Origin of the sequence: Pikeienuella piscinae (genome assembly GCF_011044155.1) — a bacterium.
GTDB lineage: Bacteria > Pseudomonadota > Alphaproteobacteria > Rhodobacterales > Rhodobacteraceae > Pikeienuella > Pikeienuella piscinae.
This window is the reverse complement of the sequence record NZ_CP049056.1, coordinates 3,570,532-3,589,032: the sequence shown is the minus strand read 5'-3', so window position 1 is coordinate 3,589,032 and position 18,501 is coordinate 3,570,532. Positions and strand designations below refer to the sequence as shown.

Sequence of the window (18,501 nt, the reverse complement as noted above, 5' to 3'; positions counted from 1 at the left end):
GTGTCGACCACTTGCCGCGCCCTGTGCATGTCCAGCCACAGGGCGAAAGAGGCTCTGGCGCTGTCAGCGCAACACGGCGTCAGACCGTCATTGGGCGGACATGACCCGCTTCGAAGTTAGCCTGGCCATCGCCTTCGGACCCGCCGGCCATGAAGCCCGTTGATAGCGCGCTCGCGGAAGCCGGCGCCCGAAGATCCCCGGCGACCCGGTGAGGCGTATCCGCCTCAGTAGCCGCCGCCACTGTCGCTACAATGTGTGGGTAGCCGGGCTACTTGTTCCACTTGACGCCGCGAAAGATGCGTTCGGTGACGATATCGTCGCGGTAGCGCAGGATGACCCGCATCATTTCGTCCATGACCTCGTCGGTGAGCTTGTTCGGCTGCAGCCCGAGATCCAGCAAGCCGGTATGGACCGGGTTGTAGTAATGCTCCTCGGCTTCCTTCCGCGGGTTCGGCAGGCTCTCGATCCTGACATCGAGACCCAGTCGCTCACCAGAGCGTTGAACATGGCCGGCGAGATCGTTGACGCTGAACGTCTCGACGAACTGGTTCAGCACCCGCAACTCGCCAGACTCGACCGGGTTCTCAACAGCCAGCTGCAGGCATTGCAGCGCATCCTTCAGATGCAGATAGCCGCGCGTCTGGCCGCCCTTGCCGTAGACCGTCAGCGGATATCCCGCCGCCGCCTGCACCATGAACCGGTTCAGCACCGTGCCGAACACTTCATCATAATTCAGGAAAGGATTGAGCGCGTCGTCATCACCCGTCTCTTCGGTCGTCAGGCCGTAGACCGGCCCCTGCATCAGATCAGTGACGCGGAGCCCCCACATCCGCACATAGAACCAGAGCAGATCGGTATCGAGCACCTTGGTGGTGTGATAGAGTGAGCCGGCGGCGCGCGGGAACAGGAATTTGCCCTTGCGGCCCTTGTGCTCGATCTCGATCCAGCCCTCCTCGATGTCGATATTTGGCGTGCCGTATTCACCCATCGTGCCGAGCTTGACCAGATGCGCTTCCGGCGCGAACTCCGCAATCGCGTGGATGACGTTGAAGGTGACGCCGAGATTGTTGTCCAACGTCAGGCGGGCGGTCGCGCGGTCGAGCATCGAATAGGGCGCCGAGGGCTGCTCGGCGAAATGGATGATCGCCTCCGGCGCGAACTCCCGGAAGACCGAAGAAATGAACGTCCAATCGTTCAGATCGCCGATCCGGACGGCGACGTCCTTTTTCGTCTTCGCCGCCCAATGGCGCGCCCGCTCATGCAGGTTCGGCGCCTCGAACAGCGCCCCGCAGTCGATCTCCCGCATCAGCCGGCGGCGGAGGTAATTGTCCACCGCCATCACCTCGTGCCCGGCCGCCGAGAGCTTCATCGCCGTCGGCCAGCCGATATATCCGTCGCCGCCGAGAATGAGAACCCGCATCAGACCAACTCCTCTTTCGTCCGCTCGCCGGCCGTCGCCATGACTCTGCCGCGCAGATCGTCCGGCAGCACGCCTTCGCGCAGAAGCATGTCAGCGATCTCGTCGTCGCTCATCAGCTCGGAACGATCCGAATGATATACGACATGACTGGGCGACACGTTGATCTCGTCATAGACATAATGCATGCGCTGCTCGGACGTGTGGCCAGGCGGAAGCACGATCAGGAACTTGTCGCTCTCCAGCAACCGGTTGCTTTCCTCGTCGGTCGAAAGCTCCTCCCACAGTTTCTCGCCGGGGCGTGCGCCGACCACGTTGACGCCGATCGCCGCGGGGTCGCGCCCGCATGCCTTCGCCATCCGCGCGATCATCACCCGCGCTAGGTCCCGGATACGGAGCACGGGCATCTTGGTGATGAACACCTCCCCACCCTTCGCCAGCGCCATGCTTTCGATCACCAAGTCGGCCGCTTCGCGCATGGTCATCACGAACCGGGTCATGCGCTCATCGGTGACGGTGAGCGGGCCGCCCCGCTGAAGCTGCCGGGTGAAGAGCGGAACGACGGACCCGCGCGAGCCCAGTACATTGCCGAACCGCGTGCAGGAGAAGATGGTCTTGGACTTCGAGGAATGCAGGAAGTTCATCGCGGTGAACAGCCGTTCGCCCATCAGCTTCGACGTGCCCATCACGTTGGTCGGGTTCACCGCCTTGTCGGTTGAGGTGAAGACGACCTTCTCCAGACCTTCCATGACCGCCACCCGTCCGACGACCTCGCAGCCCTCGATATTGACGCTGATCGCCGAAAAGGGGCTCCGCTCGCAGGACGGGACATGCTTGAGCGCGGCGCAATGAAAGCAGAGATCCATGTCTGAAAACGTGCGCCGCAACTCGCGTTCGTCGGTGATATCGCAATGATAGAAATCGACATTGGAGGAGGCCCGATACTCCATCTCCATGTCGAAGAGGCCGCTCTCGTTGTTGTCGATCACCCTGATCAGCTTGACGTCGAGCAACCGCAGACGATCGACGATCTCCCGGCCAACCGACCCGACTCCGCCAGTCACGACGACGGACTTTCCCTTGAAATACGCGCGATGGTCGAGCATCAATATTTTCTCGCTCCTCATAGACTGGCGTTCGGATAGCGGCCAACTGCGGGAGCGCTATGCAAAATAACCACCCCCCAGTCAATCAGGCATGACAGCTCCCGGCGGCTCCCGTTGGCGTTGCGCGCCTTGGTTCTCCGCCCCTGGTCTGGCCCGTATTGCAGGGCGGCGAGTGGCGTCGGGTCGCGAATTTCCGCCGTGACAACTTCCGGCGCGCGGCGCGGACCTCGCGGACGCGGGACCATCGGCCGTTCCAACGTTTCATACGCGCGGCGCCGCGCATCTGCCCCCTGGCTCCACAAAGATGATCTACATCATGCGCGGTGAACATCTGAGACGAGACATCACGATGGACGCCCGGCGGCGGACATGTTCGACAAGCTTCAAACCGGTCCCATCCGACTTCCCCGCCGCTCACGCGACAGCCGAGGACGAAGCGACGCGTTGATCGGGCGTGGAGCAAAGGCTAATATTCTCAATGCCGAACTGAATGAAGACCTTTCCATTCAAACGCCGAGCATATCGCCAACGCAATTCGCACAAGAAAGACTTGAACAAGCCATATAATTTCAACCCGACCGCCAGATAGCACGATAGATACGCGGCAGTTTCATAACTTCAGTTCAATACATCAAAAGCCGCACCGTTATAGAAAGATGTGAATAGTTGACGTGGAGCAGCGAACGTCGAATTTTTCGACAATTCTGATGAATGATGGTGCCGCTTGTCAGACTCGAACTGACGACCTCCGCATTACGAATGCGATGCTCTACCAACTGAGCTAAAGCGGCGTTTCCACAGCACCAGCCACGCGAACGCAGGCCGGAGAGGTCCGATCCGGGACGGCGTGCTCATTACCCGCGAGGAGAAGGGAATGCAAGCACGGGATCGCCGACGGGCGCAGGAGCGCTGCGCGTCGGCTCACCCGCCGCGCGCGGCTTTCTCCGCGAGGCCCGAAACGCCTTCGCGCCGTTCAAGTTCGGCGAGGACTTCGGAAAGCGGCAGATCGAGCGCGGCGAGCATGACGAGAAGATGATAGAGCGTATCCGCGCTCTCCTTAACCAGCTCCTCGCGGTCGCCGGCGGCGGCGGCGATCACGGCCTCGACCGCCTCCTCGCCGAATTTCTGAGCGCAGGCGCGCCGGCCTTTCGCCAGCAGCGCGGCGGTGTGCGACGCGCCGGCGTCGCCGGCGGCCCTGCGCGCCGCAATCGTCGCTTCAAGACGGTTCAGGATATCGTTCATCTAAGCCTCATCGCGACGCCGGCGGCCGCCATATGCGCCTTCGCCTCGGCGATGGTATGGGTTCCGAAGTGAAAGATCGAGGCGGCGAGAACCGCCGACGCGTGGCCCGCTATGACGCCTTCGACAAGATGATCCAGCGTTCCGACGCCGCCGGAGGCGATCACCGGGACCGGAACCGCATCCGCGACCGCACGGGTCAACGGGACGTTGAACCCCGCGCGCGTCCCATCCCGGTCCATCGAAGTCAGGAGGATTTCGCCCGCCCCTCTTGAAGCCATGTCGCGCGCGAAGGCGACGGCGTCGATCCCGGTCCGCTCACGCCCGCCATGGGTGAAAATCTCCCACCTTCCCGGCGCGACGGTCTTGGCGTCAATCGCCACGGTGATGCATTGCGCGCCAAATTTCGTGGCCGCAGCGGCGACAAAGTCTGGATCCTTCACCGCCGCGGTGTTGATAGAAACCTTGTCGGCGCCGGCGAGCAGGAGATCGCGGATATTCTCCAGCGTTCGCACCCCGCCGCCGACAGTCAGCGGCATGAAACAGCGCTCCGCCGTCCGGCGCGCGACATCGAGGATCGTGCCGCGATTGTCCACCGACGCGGTGATGTCGAGAAAGCAGAGCTCGTCCGCGCCGGCGGCGTCATAGACCGCGGCTTGCTCCACCGGGTCGCCAGCGTCCACCAGATCTACGAAGTTCACGCCCTTGACGACGCGGCCGTCCTTCACGTCGAGGCAGGGAATGATGCGGGTCTTGAGCATGACGGCGATCCAGCGGCGGCGTTCGGGTGGGTTATTGCGGCCCGAAGCGGCCGGCGCAAGGCCGTGGCGCCGAACGAGCTTGACCATGAGGGCCTGAGACTGCGGATCCGTGACGCGCCGTCCCGCCGAAAGCGTCGATTCCCCCTCGTCCGCGCCAATCGGATCGCCAAAACTCACGTGCTGAAGGACGCCCTCCGCACGCGCTCGCAGCATTGTGATCCGGGATTGCTCCGCCAGGCTGCTGCTCGCCCGGGCGGGAGGCGATTTTCCGCGACAAATGGCGTGTCGGGTCATCGGCGCCCTGCTAAGATGCACCCTCCGAAATCCCACCAAGGAGTGCAGATGCGCCTCATGTCCCTGCCCGCCCTAGCGGTCGCCCTGTTCTGCGTCGCGATCGCCCCCCATTCGTCAAACGCGGCGGATGCGTTGCTGCGCGTCAAGAGCGACGCCGATGTTCCGCAATCGGTCGCGCGGCTGACCGAGGCGGCGGAGGCGGCTGGCGCGAAAGTGTTCATCGTCATCGACCATCAGGCCGGAGCGACCTCGGTCGACATCCCGCTTCGCCCGACCACTCTGGTGCTTTTCGGCAATCCGAAGATCGGCTCGCCCGCGATGGTCGAGGCGCAGACCATGGGCCTTGAAGTGCCGCTTCGCGTTCTGGTGTTCGAGGATGAAGCCGGCGATGTCTGGCTTGCTTATGAAAACCCCGCCGATCAGGCCACACGGCGTGGCGTGCGCGCGGACAACCCTTCCATCGTGAAAATGCAGGGCGCGCTGGCGAAACTCACCGCCGCGGGCGCCGGCCAATAGGCCGGTTCCGGATCAGGTCTTGAGCAACGCGGCGGCGGCAGCCACCTCGATCCGCCCGTCATAGAGCGCGCGGCCGGAGATCACCCCGTCGAGCGGCGCGCCGCAGGCTTTGAGTGCGCGCAGATCGTCCATCGAACTGACGCCGCCCGAAGCAATCACCGGAATCCCGACAGCGCGCGCCAGCGCCGCCGTCGCGGTGACATTTGGCCCCTGCATCGCGCCGTCACGGTCGATATCGGTGTAGATGATCGCGGCGACGCCGGCGTCCTCGAAACGCCGGGCGAGGTCGGTCGCCTTAATGTCGGTCGCTTCCGCCCATCCCGCGACAGCAGCCATGCCGTCGCGCGCGTCGACGCCGACGGCGATGCGGCCGGGATGCGCCTTCGCCGCCGCCTTCACCAGTTCCGGATCGCGCACCGCGGCGGTGCCGAGAATCACACGGGCGACCCCCAGATCCAGCCAGCGCTCGATCGTCGCGCGGTCGCGCACGCCGCCGCCAAGCTGCGTGGAAACGGCGACCGCCTTCAGGATCGCCTCCACCGCCGCCGCGTTCACCGGCGCGCCGGCGAACGCGCCGTCGAGATCGACGAGATGCAGCCACTCGCATCCCGCCGCCTCGAAGGCCTGCGCCTGCGCCGCCGGGTTCTCGCTGAAGACGGTCGCGTGGTCCATCTCGCCCTTCCAGAGACGGACGCAGGCGCCGCCCTTCAGATCGATCGCGGGATATAGGATCATGCGGCGTCTCCTTGGCCGGGCGGCGGCGGTCGGCCGCCTCATAGCCGTTTCGCGGCGGCCTGCAAACCGCGCCCTCCTTGCGAGACGAAGCTTGACGCCCGCGCCCGCCTCACGGAACCTTTTCATCGCAGGAACCGAGGAAATCGAGATGAAGCTGAAAACCGCCGTCGCCGCGCTGATCGCGGCGCTGACCTCCGCCGCCGCGGCCACGGCCGATCCCACCGGTCTATGGAAGACCGAAGCGAATGACGAAGGCTCCTACCTGGTGGTCGATATCGGCCCCTGCGCCGACAGGCTCTGCGGCGTTATCGTGGACGCGCGCGACAAGGCCGGGATCTCCAGAGAAAGCTATGAGAACCTGGGCCGCCAGATCATCACGGACATGGCCCCCGATGGCGCGAACAAGTGGGACGACGGCGAAATCTGGGCTCCTGACGAGGACAAGACCTATTCCGCCAGCATGGAGCTGAACGGCGACGTGCTGGAGGTCGAGGGGTGCCTTCTGGTCTTCTGCCGCGGGCAGAACTGGACGCGCGCCGAATAGGCGCGCGACCACGGAGCCGATCCCCTCAGCGTCAGCCGTGAGATTTGGCGAATGCGGCCTTTTGCGCTTCGGTCGCGTCGGACTGATGCCGGGCGCGCCATTCGTCGAAGGGCATGCCGTAAAAGGCTTCGCGCCCTTCCTCCTTCGTCATTTCGATTCCGCGCTCGTTCGCAGCTTCCTGATACCAGCGACTGAGGCAGTTCCGGCAGAAGCCGGCGAGGTTCATCATGTCGATGTTCTGCACATCGGTCCGCGTCCTCAGGTGGTCGCGAAGTCGCCGGAAGGCGGCGGCCTCCAGTTCAAGGCGGGTCTGGTCGTCCATTGCTGCATCTCCCATAGCCTACCCACGATCTAGGCGTCCGAGCCCTCCGCGTCCATCGCCTCGGTGGCCCAACGCGCGAGATCACGGCCCCATCGCGCCTGCTCGGCTTCGGTCCGGATCAAGTCGTTCCTGACTTCGATCAGCACATGAGCGAGGCCGCGCGCCGTGCCGTGCCGCCACATCGTGTCGCCCTGCAGATGGCCGGAATAGGGCTCGTTGTCACCGGTTGTCAGCCCAGGTTCTTCAAGCAGACGCTCATAGAGCGGGCGGAATATCCGATCGTCCCGATCCCAGAGCAGGCCGATCTTCCACGGGCGTTTCGGCCGGCCGCGAAGCTGCGGCGTGAAGGAATGGACGGACAACAGGCGCGGCGCGACACCGTTCGCCACGGCGGCGCCGATCAGCCGGTCAAGCGCGTCGTGATAGGGCCGATGATAAAGCGCGAGCCGGCGCTCGCGCTCCGCCGCGTCGGCCTCCCGATTGCCGGGAATGATCGAACCGTCATAGAGCTTCATCAGCAGCGTCGGGTCGTCCTCGCCGCGATTGGGGTCGATCACTAGCCGCGAAAAGCGCGACGCGACCATCGGCGCGCCGAGCGCATCTGCCAGCGCGACGGCGACGCCACGCGCCCCGACATCATATGCGATGTGGCGGGCCATGTCCTCCGGCGGCAGGCCGAGGTCGCCGCCGGCGACTTCGGGTGGCACACGATTCGAGGCGTGATCGCATAGCACGATCCAAGAAGGATCGCGGGCCGCGCCGACAATCTCGAAGGGCGAATCTTCACCGGCGGCGCTGAGGCGAACTGAATCATTCATGCACGCCGCATAGCGCCCGGCAGGGCGACGATCAACGACGCGAGAGGTTTGAAGCCGCGGTCTAGGAAAGATGCGCGGCGCCGGTTATGACCGACGAACCACAGCCTATCGGATCGAGGGGATACAAATGCGCCGTAACCGCAACGTCAAGATCGTGGCGACGCTTGGCCCGGCCTCTTCCGACCGCGAGACGATCAAGGCGCTGTTCGAGGCTGGCGCCGATGTCTTCCGGCTCAACATGAGCCATGGCAGCCATGAGGAAGTCGCCGCGCGCCACCGGATCATCCGGGAGGTGGAGCATGAGCTCTGCCGGCCGATCGGCATCCTCGCCGACCTTCAGGGCCCAAAACTGCGGGTCGGAACATTCGCCGACGGGCCGCAGATGCTAGAGGAAGGCGCAGCGTTCCGGCTCGACCTCGACCCAGCGCCGGGCGGCGCCAGCAGAGCCGAATTGCCGCACCCGGAGATTTTCAAGGCGCTGACGCCGGGCGCCGCTCTGCTTGTCAATGACGGCAAGATTCGCCTGAAGGTGACCGCCTGCGACGATGAGAGCGCCGATTGCGAAGTGATCGTCGGCGGCGAGATCTCTGACCGCAAGGGAGTCAACGTGCCCGACGTGGTGCTGCCGCTGGCGGCGCTGAGTGAGAAGGACCGCGCCGATTTGGAGTTTGTCTGCGACCTGGGCGTCGACTGGCTCGGCATCTCCTTCGTCCAGCGCGCCGCCGATGTCGAGGAGACGATCGGGCTCGCCAAAGGCCGGGCGGCCGTGCTCGCGAAGATCGAGAAGCCGGCGGCGCTTAAGGATCTCGATGCGATCATCGAAGCCTCGGCGGGAATCATGGTGGCGCGCGGCGATCTCGGCGTCGAATTGCCCGTCTCTGACGTGCCGCCGCTGCAAAAGCGCATCGTCCGGCGCTGCCGCGCCGCGGGGAAGCCGGTGATCGTCGCGACGCAGATGCTGGAAAGCATGATCGAAAGCCCGGTGCCGACTCGGGCCGAAGTCTCCGATGTCGCGCAGGCGATCTATGAGGGCGCCGACGCGGTGATGCTCTCGGCCGAAAGCGCCGCGGGCGACTATCCGGTCGAGGCGGTGACGACAATGAATGCGGTGGCGTTGGCGGTCGAAGCCGACCCGACCTATCGCGAGATCATCACTCATGGCCGCACCGGCTCCGGCGACGCGGTCGCTACCGCAATCACCGCCGCCGCGCGTGAGGTGGCCGAGACAACGGATATCAAGGCGATCTGCTGCTTCACCCATTCCGGCGCCACCGCACAGCTGATGGCCCGCGAGCGGCCGTTCACACCGATCATCGCGCTCACCCCTTTCCGCTCCACCGCGCGGCGGCTGGCGCTGGTCTGGGGGCTGCATTGCTCGGTCACGGAGGAAGTCGAGCGCTTCAAGCTCGCGGTGGTCAGCGCGGCGCGCACCGTGCTGGCCGACGGGTTCGCGACCGAGGCGGATTTCATCGTGGTGACGGCGGGGGTTCCCTTCAACACGCCGGGCACGACGAATATCCTGCGCGTCGCGCCATGCGATGTGAAGAAGATCTACGCCGGCGAGCCGAACTAGCGATCACTCAGACCGTCGCCACCCGCCGCGCGCGCGGGTCCAGAGATATTCAACGCCGACGCAGAGGCAGATCGCCAGAATCGCCAGCACCTGGAGCAGGGTCAGTTGGTCGCCGAGGATGGCCACCGCCAGAAAAGCCGCGATCACCGGCTTCAGGAAGAAAAGATAATTCGCCCGCTGCCCGTCCGGCGCGGCGGCCAGACCGGCGAGCCAGGCGGACATGGCGATGGCGGTGTTCCAGAGGCCGATGGTCAGGATGCCGGCGACCTGCTGGCCGGTTTTCTCAAAGATGCTCATCGGGTTGACCCAGGTTCCCCAGAAGCTGCCGACGACGACATAGAGAAAGAAGAACCCGATCACGAACGTGTAGGCGGTCATGCGCACCGGCCCGTATCGGCCGACCAGCGGCTTCGCCAGCACCAGATAGAGCCCGCCCAGCCCGCCGCAGGCGAGCGCAAGCGCGGTGCCGATCAGGTCGTCCGGACCGGTCGAGAGCCCCGCCCCGTTGGTCATCAGGAGAATGACCGCGAGAAAGGCGCCGATCCCACTGACCACCTTCGGCGGCGCAAGCGGCGCACCGTTGATCAGCCGGTCGAAGATCACGAAGAAGATCGGGATCGCGGTGACGATCGTCGCGACCTGAACGACGGAGGTGAAATCCAGCGCCCAGTGAAAGATAAGCTGGCCGAGCGCCATACCGAGGCAGGAGAGGAGCGTGATCCTGAGCCCCTCTCGCCGAAGCGGACCGACGAGGTCGTGATTGCCGGGCCAGAACCGCGTCATCACGAGCAACCCCGCGCCGCCGATCATGAAGCGCCAGACAGTGAATTCCGGTCCCGGCGTGTCCGCCAGCTTGGCGACAAACTCGGACGACGCATGGCCGCAGACGCCGACGAGGCAGAGAAGGTAGGCCATTCTCGGCGACATGGGCGTCCCTCTGCGGCTCACTGGCAAGCCTCGTGCGGCGGCGCGCCGCCGTCAAGCATTTCGGGCGTCGGACACGGGACCGTCAGATCAGGAACGAAAGGCGAGCGCCCGCTCTTCGCGGCGCGCGCGCGCCGCGCTGGCCTCCGCTTCGGCGCGTCGACGAAGGCGCGCCGCCGCATGCGCGCGGCCGAGCGCGCGGATCGCGGCGGCGCGGGCGGCCGCCTCATCCGCCGCCATCGCCGCGCGGCGTTCGAGGAGCGCCTGAATGCGCGCCGCGTTGACCTCGCGGAAGCGGGCGAGCAGACGCGCCGCCGCCGGGTCGTTGATATCCGCCGCCGCCACCTCCGAGGCCTCGGCCCGGCGCAGCGCCGCCGCCTCCGTATCGAGCGCCGCGAGGGCGCGCCTGATGCGCGCGAGTTCGGCGAGGTCGCGCAAGCTGATCCTGTGCGCGATATCCTCCAGCATGGCGAATCTCTCCGCGCTCACGTCCCGCGCTCCCTGGCTTTCGCGCGGAGCGCCTCGGCAAAGCGGATCGCGGCGGCTACCGCGTGGTAATGCGCCGGTTCGATCTCGGCGCCGATCTCGACCACCGCCTCCAGCGCGCGGGCGGTCGGCGGGTCGTGGTGGATCGGCACATTGGCCCGTTCAGCCGCCTCGCGGATGCGAAGCGCGACGCCATCGACGCCCTTCGCCACCACCACCGGCGCGCCGTCGGTCCGCCGATCCCATTTAAGCGCCACCGCGTAATGCGTCGGGTTGACAATCACCACAGCCGCCTTCGGCACATCGCTCATCATGCGATTGGTCGCGATCTCCTCCCCCCGCCGCCGGCGCTGCGACTTGATCATCGGGTCGCCTTCGGAACGTTTCATCTCCTCCTTCAGTTCCTGAAAGCTCATCCTCAGCTTTCGCGCGTGGTCGAATCGCTGCCAGAGCACGTCGAACACGGCGATGACCAGCGCCACTACCGCGATCTGAAGCAGGAGCGAGACGGCGAGCCGCGCCATCTCGGCCGGGATCGCCTTCGGCGCTGCACGGGTGAGGCCGACGATGCGGTCGGTCTCGCTCATCAGGAAGAGCGCGAGGACGATGGAGATGACCATCAGCTTCAGCGCCGATTTCGTAAACTCGAACAGCCCGGTCGGACCGAACTTGTTCTTCGCCTGCGTGAGCGGCGATATCCGATTCAACCTCGGGGCCAGTTTCTCCGGCGCGAAGACAAGGGCCTGCTGCGCGAAGATCGCCACAAGCACAAAGAGAAACGGCAGGCCGAAGAGCGGGAGAAAGCCCGCGATGGCCTGAAGCGCGATTTCAAACGAAAGCCCGGCCCCCGAGTTCAGGTGGCGCGGGGCCAGCGTCTCGGCCCGCGCAAGATAGCCGGCGAGGACCGCGCCGCTGGAGCCGGCCGCGCCGACGCCGGCGACGCCCAACGCGACCAGCAGGCCGAAATAGGCGGCGGCGGCGGACAGGTCGGCGGATTTCGGAACATCGCCCTTCTTTCGCGCCTCATCGAGACGCTGTTGCGTCGGTTCATGGGACTTCTCCCCCGAATCCTGTCCTTCCCCGCTCATCTCGGCGTAGCGAATGGCGCCGCCAGCACCACATCCAGCAACCCGGACCAGTGCGCCAACCCGACCGGCGCCGCGAGCAGAAGGAAGAGAAGCGCCCCGGCGGTGATCGCCGGCGCGCCGACGAAGGCGACCATCAGTTGCGGCATGGCCCGGTTGATGGCCCCGAGCGCGACATTGTAGACGAGCGCCGCGACGATGAAGGGGGAAGCCAGCATGAAGGCGACGTCAAAGACCTGCGCGGCCCGCGCGACGCCCCATTCCGCGAGATCGCCGGCGACCGGAAAGACCCCGAAGGGCAGCACCTCATAAGAGCCGATCATCGCCAGCGCGGCCTTAACATGGAGCCCGGAGGCGAGCGCCAGCGCGATGCCGGCGAGAACAAGTAGGTTGCCGATCGCCGGCATGGGGTCGGGAGTCGCCCCACCCCCGAAAATCTGCGCGACCGAGGTCGCCTGCGCCGCCATCGAACCGGTGAGTTGCAGCGCGAAGACCAAGAAGCGGAGCGCGAGGCCGAGCACGAGACCGCAAGCCGCCTCCGCTAGTAACAGCCGCCCATAGGCGAGCGGCGGCGCCATCGCAGCGCCGAGGGGCTGGAACGGGAGCGCCAGCCCGGGCGCGACCGCCGGCCAGACAATTGCGGTGAAGGCGAGCGCGGCGACCAGCCGGACCCGCATCGGGACCATCTGTTCGCCGAAACCGGGCAGCAACACCGCGACCGCGCCGACCCGCACGAACACCGCGACCAGCGCGTAGAGCTCCGCTTCGGAAAAGGAGAGCAGCCTTCCGAGGGCCGCGAAAAGCCGCATGATCTCAGGCTGGGCCTCCATCGCTCAGGCGACGCCGATCAGCGCCGGCCGGGCGTTGACGCCGATCTCGTCGAACGAAAGGACGGCGTTTCTGACGCCCTTCGCCTCCAGCACCGTGCGCAGGAACCGGCGGCGGGTGGAGGAGGTGGCGATCACCGGCACACGCCCCTCCCGCCCCGCTTCAGCCACCTTTTCGGCGATCGAGCCGGCGAGGCGGTTGAACTCCGATGGCGGCAGCGCGACATCGGCGATCCCGCCTTCGACCTCGGTCTGGTGCCTTGTGAACAGTTCCTCCCATTCGGGGCGCAACTGGATGATTGGCAACGCACCGTCCTCCTCGGTCAACCCGGCGACAAGCTGGAAGCCAAGGCGGCGGCGGACATGCTCGACGATGGCGTCGGGCGTGGCGCCGGCCTGTTTCGCCTCCTGTATCGCCTCGAGAATCAGCGGAAGGTTCCGGACCGAGACCTGTTCCTCCAGCAGCCGGCGCAGAACCGTCTGCACCAGGTCGATCGGCGCCTTGTCCGGGATGAACTCGTCGAGAAGGCGACGGTTGGCGGCGGCGCGCGCCGGGTCGGAAACGGCGGCGAACTCCTCGAGGAGCTTGCGCAGCGCGCGGCGGGTGAAGAGTCGGCCGAAATTGGATTTCACGATCTCAAGGAGATGCGTCGCCACGACCTCAGTCGGCGTGATGACCGAAAACCCGTTCAGCGCCGCGCTCTCCTGATCGTCGGACGAGATCCAGCGCGCCGGGGCGCCGTAAACCGGCTCCGCCGCGTCCTCGCCCGCAGGCGCCAGCGTCGGCTCGTCGCCCAGCAGCACGAGAACCCGGCCAGGGCGCAACGTGGCGCGCGCCATCTCCACGCCCTGGATGCGGATGACGTAGGAACCGGAGGCGAGCTCGATATCGTCGGTCAAGCGGATCTCCGGGATCACCACGCCATAGAGCGCGACAATATGGTTGCGCATATTGGTGATTCGATTGCCGAGCCCAGTCGCTTCGTCCATCACCGAATCGACCATGTCTGCGGCGAATTCCACATGGATTTCGTCGAGATCGAGAAGATCGCCGACCTTCTTTTCCGGTCGCTTCGCCACGGCTTCGCTCGGCGGCGCGATCGCGAGACGCGCGGCGCGGCGCGCGCCCGCCCAGGCGGCGGCGCCGAGCAGGACCGCGCCGAGAAGAAACGGCGTCATCGGAAGGCCGGGCACCAGCGCGAGCAGCATCATGAGCCCAGCGACGGTGGCGAGCGCGCCGGGAAAGCCGCCAAGCTGGCTGAAGAGCGCCTTGTCGGTGGAACCGAGAACGCCGCCCTTGGAGAGAAGAAGCGCGGCCGCGATCGAAATGATGACCGCCGGTATCTGGTTCACCAGCCCGTCCCCGACGGTGAGGATGGCGTAGGTCGAGAACGCCTCGCCGATCGGCATGCCGTGGACAAGAACACCCATGGCGAGGCCGACGACGAGATTGAGTAGCGTGATGAGAAGCCCGGCGACCGCGTCGCCCTTCACGAATTTGGAGGCGCCGTCGAGCGAGCCGAAGAATGTCGTCTCCTCCTGCTCGGTCTTGCGCTTCGCGCGCGCCTCCTCATGACTGATCGCGCCGGCCGCCATGTCGCTGTCGATGGCGAGCTGACGGCCCGGCATGCCGTCGAGCGCGAAGCGGGCGCCGACCTCGGCCATCCGGCCGGCGCCCTTGGTGATGACGATGAAATTCACGATCAGCAGGACGCCGAAGACGACGAGGCCCAGCCAGATCGACCCGCCCATCACGAACATCGCGAAGCCCTCGATCACCTCGCCAGCGGCGTGCGGGCCGTTATGCCCCTCGCCGATGATCAGCTTGGTCGAAGAGACATTGAGCGAAAGCCGCAGCATCAGCGAGGCGAGAAGGACGGTCGGAAACGCTGAAAAATCCAGTGGACGGTTGATGAACAGCGTGTTGGTGAAGACGAGGATCGAAAGGCCGAACGAGAGCGTGAGCCCGAGATCCAGCAGCAGCGCCGGGATCGGCAGGATCATCATCACGATCACCGCCAGAAGCGCCAGCGCCAGCATGATCGTCGGCTGGTATAGTTTGGATACGTCCATCACGACCTAATCGAAAAGCGGCCGGACCGGGCGCAGGAGCCCGGCGCCGGCGGTGAAGACATCGAGCGCGATCCCGCCGCGCCAATTGGCGCGCGCGCGGGCCGGTTCGCCATGCGCGGGCGGGGCGACAAAGACGCCGCCGGCCGCTCCGGCCGGGCCGCCCTGGAAAAGCGGCGGCCAGGCGTCACGACCGAGCGGCTGCCGGCCGCGGGCGATGGTGGGCGCGGCCGAAACGGCGGAGAGCGAAGCCAGGATCGTCTCGAAACGGTCGGAGTAGCGCCGCGCGAATTCGGGTGTTCTGGAATGATAGCGGCCGACCGCAGCGCGCCAGCCGCCCCCCTCGGACTTCAACTCGTCAAGAAATTTCGCCGCATAGCGGGCGTTGAGAGCCGGGTCGAACATCGCCTCGATCGATTCGAACGCCCCGCCATGCCATCGAAAGTTGATCTGGAAACAGCCGATGTCGAAGGAGCGCGCGCCGGCGGCGCGGCGTGCGCGGACGAAGGCCAGCGCCTCTTCCCTCGTCTCGAACCAGAAACCCTCCCCCTCCATGTTGACGGTCCAGGGCCAGGGCCTGAACGCGCCGTCGAGGCGGCGGCCCGTCTCGGTGCGGGTCAGCGCGCGGAGGATCTCGAGCGGCGCTTCGCTCGCCGAGGCGCCGATGCGCGCGGCCTCGTCACAAATCGCCGCAATGTCCGCCGCCGGACGCTGACTGGCGGCCACCGGCGCGGCGATGAGGGCGAGGAGGAGCGCGAGGCGCCACATCCGCTCAGCCCCCCGCGATCAGCGGAATCAACCGGTCGCGCCAGAGCGTGACGACGGCGTCGGTCATGAAGCCCATGGTGATCCAGAAGGTGATCGCGACCGCGGCGAGCTTCGGAACGAAGGTCAGCGTCAGTTCCTGCACCGAGGTCAATGCCTGAAAGAGCCCGATCGCCAGGCCGACGACGAGGGCTACGGTGAGCACCGGCATCGCGGTGATGAAGGTCGTCCAGAGCATCGCCCTGGTGATGTCGATGATCTCCTCGCCGCTCATTCCCCGAGCTCCGCGCCGCGAATCTTCGCGAAAACCTGCTCAGACCGGCATCCGGAGGATCTCCTGATAGCTTTCGACCACCTTGTCGCGGATCGAGACCGCGCTCTGTAGCGCGATCTCGGCGCTGGCGAGCGCGGTGACCACAGATTGCGGATCGGCCCGCCCAACCATGCCGGCCTCGGCGACCTGCTCGCCCTGACGCAGTGTTTCAACGAAACTGCGTGCGGCGTTCAAGGCGGTCTCGCCCGGTCCGGAGGCCGCGCGCACCCCTTCTTCGGGGCGGAGCGCGCCCTGGACGTTCTGGTAAAAGCGACTGGCGAGTGCGGAATTCACTTCCATGATGTTTCCCTTTCTGGGCGACGGTCGTGATGCGCGCCTCAGCGGCGCAGAAGTTCGAAGAGCGACGAGAGCATCCGCCGCGACTGGTCGAACATGCGAAGATTGGCCTCATAGCTGCGCTGCGCCTCGCGCGCGTCGGCGATCTCGATCATCATGTCGACATTGGAGCCGTCGTGATAACCTTCCTCGTCGGCCAGCGGATGCGCCGGGTCGTAGACCTGTTCCAGCGGCCGCTGGTCCAGCGTGACGCGGGTGGCGGCGACGGCGCGCGAATCGTCCGTGTTTCCGACCAGCGACTCGAAGCTGATCGCCTTGCGATGAAAACCGGGCGTGTCGGCGTTGGCGATGTTTTCGGAGACGATGCGCAGCCGCGTCGCCTGCGCGTTCATTCCGCTCAAAGCGGCGGAGAGGCCCTGCAGAAGATCGCTCATGACCGGCCGATCGCCATGCGTATGAGGTCCATAGACTTCCGAAACACGCCGAGCGCGAGTTCGTGATCGGCGTTCGCCTTGGCGCCGCGCACCATCTGGTCTTCCAGCGAGACCGAGTTGCCGTTCGGCGAATCGGCGCCCATGCGCGTGATCTCTAGCGGCTCCGAGAAGCCGACGGTGGCGAGAGCCAGCCCGTAACCCTCGTGGCCGGGGCGCGAGGCGATGGGAATGAAAATCCCGCCATAGAACGACGGGGAGCCGGCATTGCGGACGTTGGAGGCGAGTCCCCCGCCCTGTGCGCCCGACGCCTCGTAGATCTCCGCGAAGGGCTTCACATCCTGCGCGCGATAACCGCGCGTATCGGCGTTGGCGACATTCTCGGCGACAAGGCCCTGACGTTGCGCCGCGTGCGCCGCCAGGCCCTTCGCCATACCCAGAATCGTTAGGTCGAAAGCCACGGGAGGTTTCTCCATCCGTTTTTCGTCGAAAGCCGGTCTTAAGGATCAACCCTTTAGAAGAGGTAACCCGGACGGGAGGGTTTCAGTCGAATTGCGGAGGTTCAGGTGGTCGACATCAGGATGCTGGAGGCGGAGCTGTCCCGCACGCCCGCGCGGCGGCGCTGCGGACGGGTGGCGGCGGCGGATGGCGGCGCGCTCCTCGTCACCGGGCTTGGCGACGCCGCGCGGCTAGGCGACCGCATCCTTCTCGCGCCGCACCCGGACGCCGAGGGGGTGACGGGCGAGATCGTGGCGCTGACCGAAGCCGGCGCGCGGGCGATGGCGCTTGGCCCCGGCGACCGCGGCGTCGGGCTGGGCGACCCGGTCTGGCTGGCGCCCGACGCGCCGCTCCGGCCCTCCGACGCCTGGCTCGGCCGGGTGATCGGGGCCTATGGCGCGCCGCTAGACGGTCGCCCGCTGCCGGAAGGCGATCGCCCCGCACCGGTGCGCCGCGCGCCGCCGCCGGCGGCGACGCGGGGCGGCCTCGGGCCACGGCTTTCGACCGGGCTGGCGGCGACCGACACCATCCTGCCGTTGGCGCGCGGCCAGCGAATCGGGGTCTTCGCCGGCTCCGGCGTCGGCAAGTCGCTGCTCTTGAGCACGCTTGCGAAAGGGGTGGAGGCGGATGTGGTCGTCTTCGGCCTGATCGGGGAGCGCGGGCGCGAGCTGAACGAGTTCATCGCCGAGGGGCTGGGCCCGGAGGGAATGCGCCGCGCCATCGTCGTCGCGGCGACATCGGACGAATCGCCCCTCGCGCGCCGACGCGCCGCCTGGACTGCGATGGCCGTGGCCGAACATTTCCGCGATGCTGGGCGACATGTCCTGCTGATTCTCGATTCCCTCACCCGTTTCGCCGAGGCGCATCGCGAAATCGCGCTGACCGCCGGGGAGACGCCGAGTCTCCGCGCCTATCCGCCCTCGACCGCCAACATGATCGCGGCGCTGGCCGAACGAGCCGGCCCCGCCGGGCGACGAAAGGGCGACGGCGCGATCACCGGGATCTTCTCCGTCCTCGTCGCCGGCTCCGACATGGAGGAGCCGGTGGCGGACATCACACGCGGCGTCCTCGACGGGCACGTCGTTCTCGACCGCGCGATCGCGGAGCGCGGCCGCTTTCCGGCGATCGATATCGGCCGGTCGGTCTCACGCGCCCTGCCGCGCGCCGCGAGTGAAGCGGAGAACGCGATGATCGCGGAGGTTCGCCGGCTGATCGGCGCCTATGAGCGGGCGGAGCCGATGATCCAGACCGGGCTTTATCAACCGGGCGTCGATGCGACGCTCGACCGCGCGGTCGCGCTCTTTCCCGCGCTCGACGCGTTCGTGGCGACACGCGCCGAAGCGGGTGAGGGCTTCGCCCGGCTGGAGGCGCTGCTCCGCGCAGACGAGACCAGCGCTTCCGTCTAAATTTTGCAGGTAATTGTTGGCGCTTCGGGCCGCCGTGAAAAGCCTTTGTTAAGCCCGCCTCGGCGATGAAGGCG

21 protein-coding genes and 1 tRNA gene are annotated in these 18,501 nt (G+C 66.4%); 4 read left to right on the top strand and 18 right to left on the bottom strand.

Annotated elements, in window-relative coordinates:
- Positions 1-268 precede the first annotated feature (268 nt).
- The 5 genes from G5B40_RS17090 to hisF all read right to left on the bottom strand — a co-directional run bounded on the left by G5B40_RS17090 (position 269) and on the right by hisF (position 4,523).
- Positions 269-1,420 carry an NAD-dependent epimerase/dehydratase family protein gene (locus G5B40_RS17090; protein ID WP_165101123.1) on the bottom strand — a complete coding sequence of 384 codons (1,152 nt, stop codon included), beginning with the start codon at positions 1,418-1,420 and terminating at the stop codon, positions 269-271.
- On the bottom strand, positions 1,420-2,523 hold the full coding sequence (locus tag G5B40_RS17085; protein WP_165101120.1) for a polysaccharide biosynthesis protein: 1,104 nt from the start codon (positions 2,521-2,523) through the stop codon (positions 1,420-1,422). Before G5B40_RS17085 ends, G5B40_RS17090 begins: the two co-directional genes overlap by 1 nt.
- A 715-nt stretch (positions 2,524-3,238) precedes the next feature.
- Positions 3,239-3,314 (bottom strand) — tRNA-Thr (locus tag G5B40_RS17080).
- Positions 3,315-3,444: 130 nt separating this feature from the next.
- Complete coding sequence (locus G5B40_RS17075; RefSeq protein WP_165101117.1) at positions 3,445-3,765, bottom strand: phosphoribosyl-ATP diphosphatase; 321 nt, start codon at positions 3,763-3,765, stop codon at positions 3,445-3,447.
- Positions 3,762-4,523, bottom strand: a complete 762-nt coding sequence (gene hisF, locus G5B40_RS17070; RefSeq protein ID WP_165101114.1) for an imidazole glycerol phosphate synthase subunit HisF — start codon at positions 4,521-4,523, stop codon at positions 3,762-3,764. The genes G5B40_RS17075 and hisF overlap by 4 nt, the downstream gene beginning before the upstream one ends.
- 342 nt (positions 4,524-4,865) lie before the next feature.
- On the opposite strand from hisF, the gene G5B40_RS17065 reads away from it, so the two are divergent.
- Positions 4,866-5,333, top strand: a complete 468-nt coding sequence (locus G5B40_RS17065; protein WP_246209593.1) for a DUF302 domain-containing protein — start codon at positions 4,866-4,868, stop codon at positions 5,331-5,333.
- A 12-nt stretch (positions 5,334-5,345) separates the two neighbouring features.
- On the opposite strand, the gene hisA is transcribed toward G5B40_RS17065, so the two are convergent.
- Positions 5,346-6,068, bottom strand: coding sequence for a 1-(5-phosphoribosyl)-5-[(5-phosphoribosylamino)methylideneamino]imidazole-4-carboxamide isomerase (gene hisA, locus G5B40_RS17060; protein ID WP_165101112.1), 723 nt, complete (start codon positions 6,066-6,068; stop codon positions 5,346-5,348).
- A 148-nt stretch (positions 6,069-6,216) separates the two neighbouring features.
- Here hisA and G5B40_RS17055 point away from each other — a divergent pair, with 148 nt between their 5' ends.
- Positions 6,217-6,612: a DUF2147 domain-containing protein gene (locus G5B40_RS17055; protein WP_165101109.1), complete on the top strand. Its 396-nt coding sequence runs from the start codon at positions 6,217-6,219 to the stop codon at positions 6,610-6,612.
- Between the two features lie 31 nt (positions 6,613-6,643).
- Here G5B40_RS17055 and G5B40_RS17050 read toward each other — a convergent pair whose 3' ends face one another.
- On the bottom strand, positions 6,644-6,934 hold the full coding sequence (locus G5B40_RS17050) for a DUF1244 domain-containing protein (RefSeq protein ID WP_165101106.1): 291 nt from the start codon (positions 6,932-6,934) through the stop codon (positions 6,644-6,646).
- A gap of 29 nt (positions 6,935-6,963) precedes the next feature.
- Positions 6,964-7,752, bottom strand: a complete 789-nt coding sequence (locus G5B40_RS17045; protein WP_165101103.1) for an N-formylglutamate amidohydrolase — start codon at positions 7,750-7,752, stop codon at positions 6,964-6,966.
- 127 nt (positions 7,753-7,879) lie between these two features.
- On the opposite strand from G5B40_RS17045, the gene pyk reads away from it, so the two are divergent.
- On the top strand, positions 7,880-9,325 hold the full coding sequence (pyk, locus tag G5B40_RS17040) for a pyruvate kinase (RefSeq protein WP_165101100.1): 1,446 nt from the start codon (positions 7,880-7,882) through the stop codon (positions 9,323-9,325).
- A gap of 3 nt (positions 9,326-9,328) precedes the next feature.
- Here the strand turns inward: pyk and G5B40_RS17035 are convergent, their stop codons facing one another.
- The 10 genes from G5B40_RS17035 to flgB all read right to left on the bottom strand — a co-directional run bounded on the left by G5B40_RS17035 (position 9,329) and on the right by flgB (position 16,999).
- Entirely contained in the window at positions 9,329-10,252 is a 924-nt protein-coding gene (locus tag G5B40_RS17035; RefSeq protein ID WP_165101097.1) for a DMT family transporter, read from the bottom strand.
- Positions 10,253-10,339: 87 nt separating this feature from the next.
- Positions 10,340-10,738: a hypothetical protein gene (locus tag G5B40_RS17030; protein WP_165101094.1), complete on the bottom strand. Its 399-nt coding sequence runs from the start codon at positions 10,736-10,738 to the stop codon at positions 10,340-10,342.
- Complete coding sequence (locus G5B40_RS17025) at positions 10,735-11,823, bottom strand: EscU/YscU/HrcU family type III secretion system export apparatus switch protein (protein ID WP_165101091.1); 1,089 nt, start codon at positions 11,821-11,823, stop codon at positions 10,735-10,737. The genes G5B40_RS17030 and G5B40_RS17025 overlap by 4 nt, the downstream gene beginning before the upstream one ends.
- Positions 11,820-12,650, bottom strand: a complete 831-nt coding sequence (locus tag G5B40_RS17020; RefSeq protein WP_246209592.1) for a flagellar biosynthetic protein FliR — start codon at positions 12,648-12,650, stop codon at positions 11,820-11,822. The genes G5B40_RS17025 and G5B40_RS17020 overlap by 4 nt, the downstream gene beginning before the upstream one ends.
- 3 nt (positions 12,651-12,653) lie before the next feature.
- Positions 12,654-14,720, bottom strand: a complete 2,067-nt coding sequence (locus tag G5B40_RS17015) for a flagellar biosynthesis protein FlhA (protein WP_165101088.1) — start codon at positions 14,718-14,720, stop codon at positions 12,654-12,656.
- Positions 14,721-14,726: 6 nt separating this feature from the next.
- Complete coding sequence (locus tag G5B40_RS17010; RefSeq protein WP_165101085.1) at positions 14,727-15,485, bottom strand: lytic transglycosylase domain-containing protein; 759 nt, start codon at positions 15,483-15,485, stop codon at positions 14,727-14,729.
- 4 nt (positions 15,486-15,489) lie between these two features.
- Complete coding sequence (locus G5B40_RS17005; protein WP_165101082.1) at positions 15,490-15,756, bottom strand: flagellar biosynthetic protein FliQ; 267 nt, start codon at positions 15,754-15,756, stop codon at positions 15,490-15,492.
- Between the two features lie 39 nt (positions 15,757-15,795).
- The gene (gene fliE, locus G5B40_RS17000; protein ID WP_165101079.1) at positions 15,796-16,095 is read right to left on the bottom strand and encodes a flagellar hook-basal body complex protein FliE; all 300 of its coding nucleotides are present in this window, start codon (positions 16,093-16,095) and stop codon (positions 15,796-15,798) included.
- A gap of 38 nt (positions 16,096-16,133) precedes the next feature.
- Positions 16,134-16,526: a flagellar basal body rod protein FlgC gene (gene flgC / locus G5B40_RS16995; protein ID WP_165101076.1), complete on the bottom strand. Its 393-nt coding sequence runs from the start codon at positions 16,524-16,526 to the stop codon at positions 16,134-16,136.
- Positions 16,523-16,999: a hypothetical protein gene (gene flgB / locus G5B40_RS16990; protein ID WP_165101074.1), complete on the bottom strand. Its 477-nt coding sequence runs from the start codon at positions 16,997-16,999 to the stop codon at positions 16,523-16,525. Before flgB ends, flgC begins: the two co-directional genes overlap by 4 nt.
- A gap of 105 nt (positions 17,000-17,104) precedes the next feature.
- Here flgB and G5B40_RS16985 point away from each other — a divergent pair, with 105 nt between their 5' ends.
- Positions 17,105-18,427, top strand: coding sequence for a FliI/YscN family ATPase (locus tag G5B40_RS16985; RefSeq protein WP_165103791.1), 1,323 nt, complete (start codon positions 17,105-17,107; stop codon positions 18,425-18,427).
- Positions 18,428-18,501 lie beyond the last annotated feature (74 nt).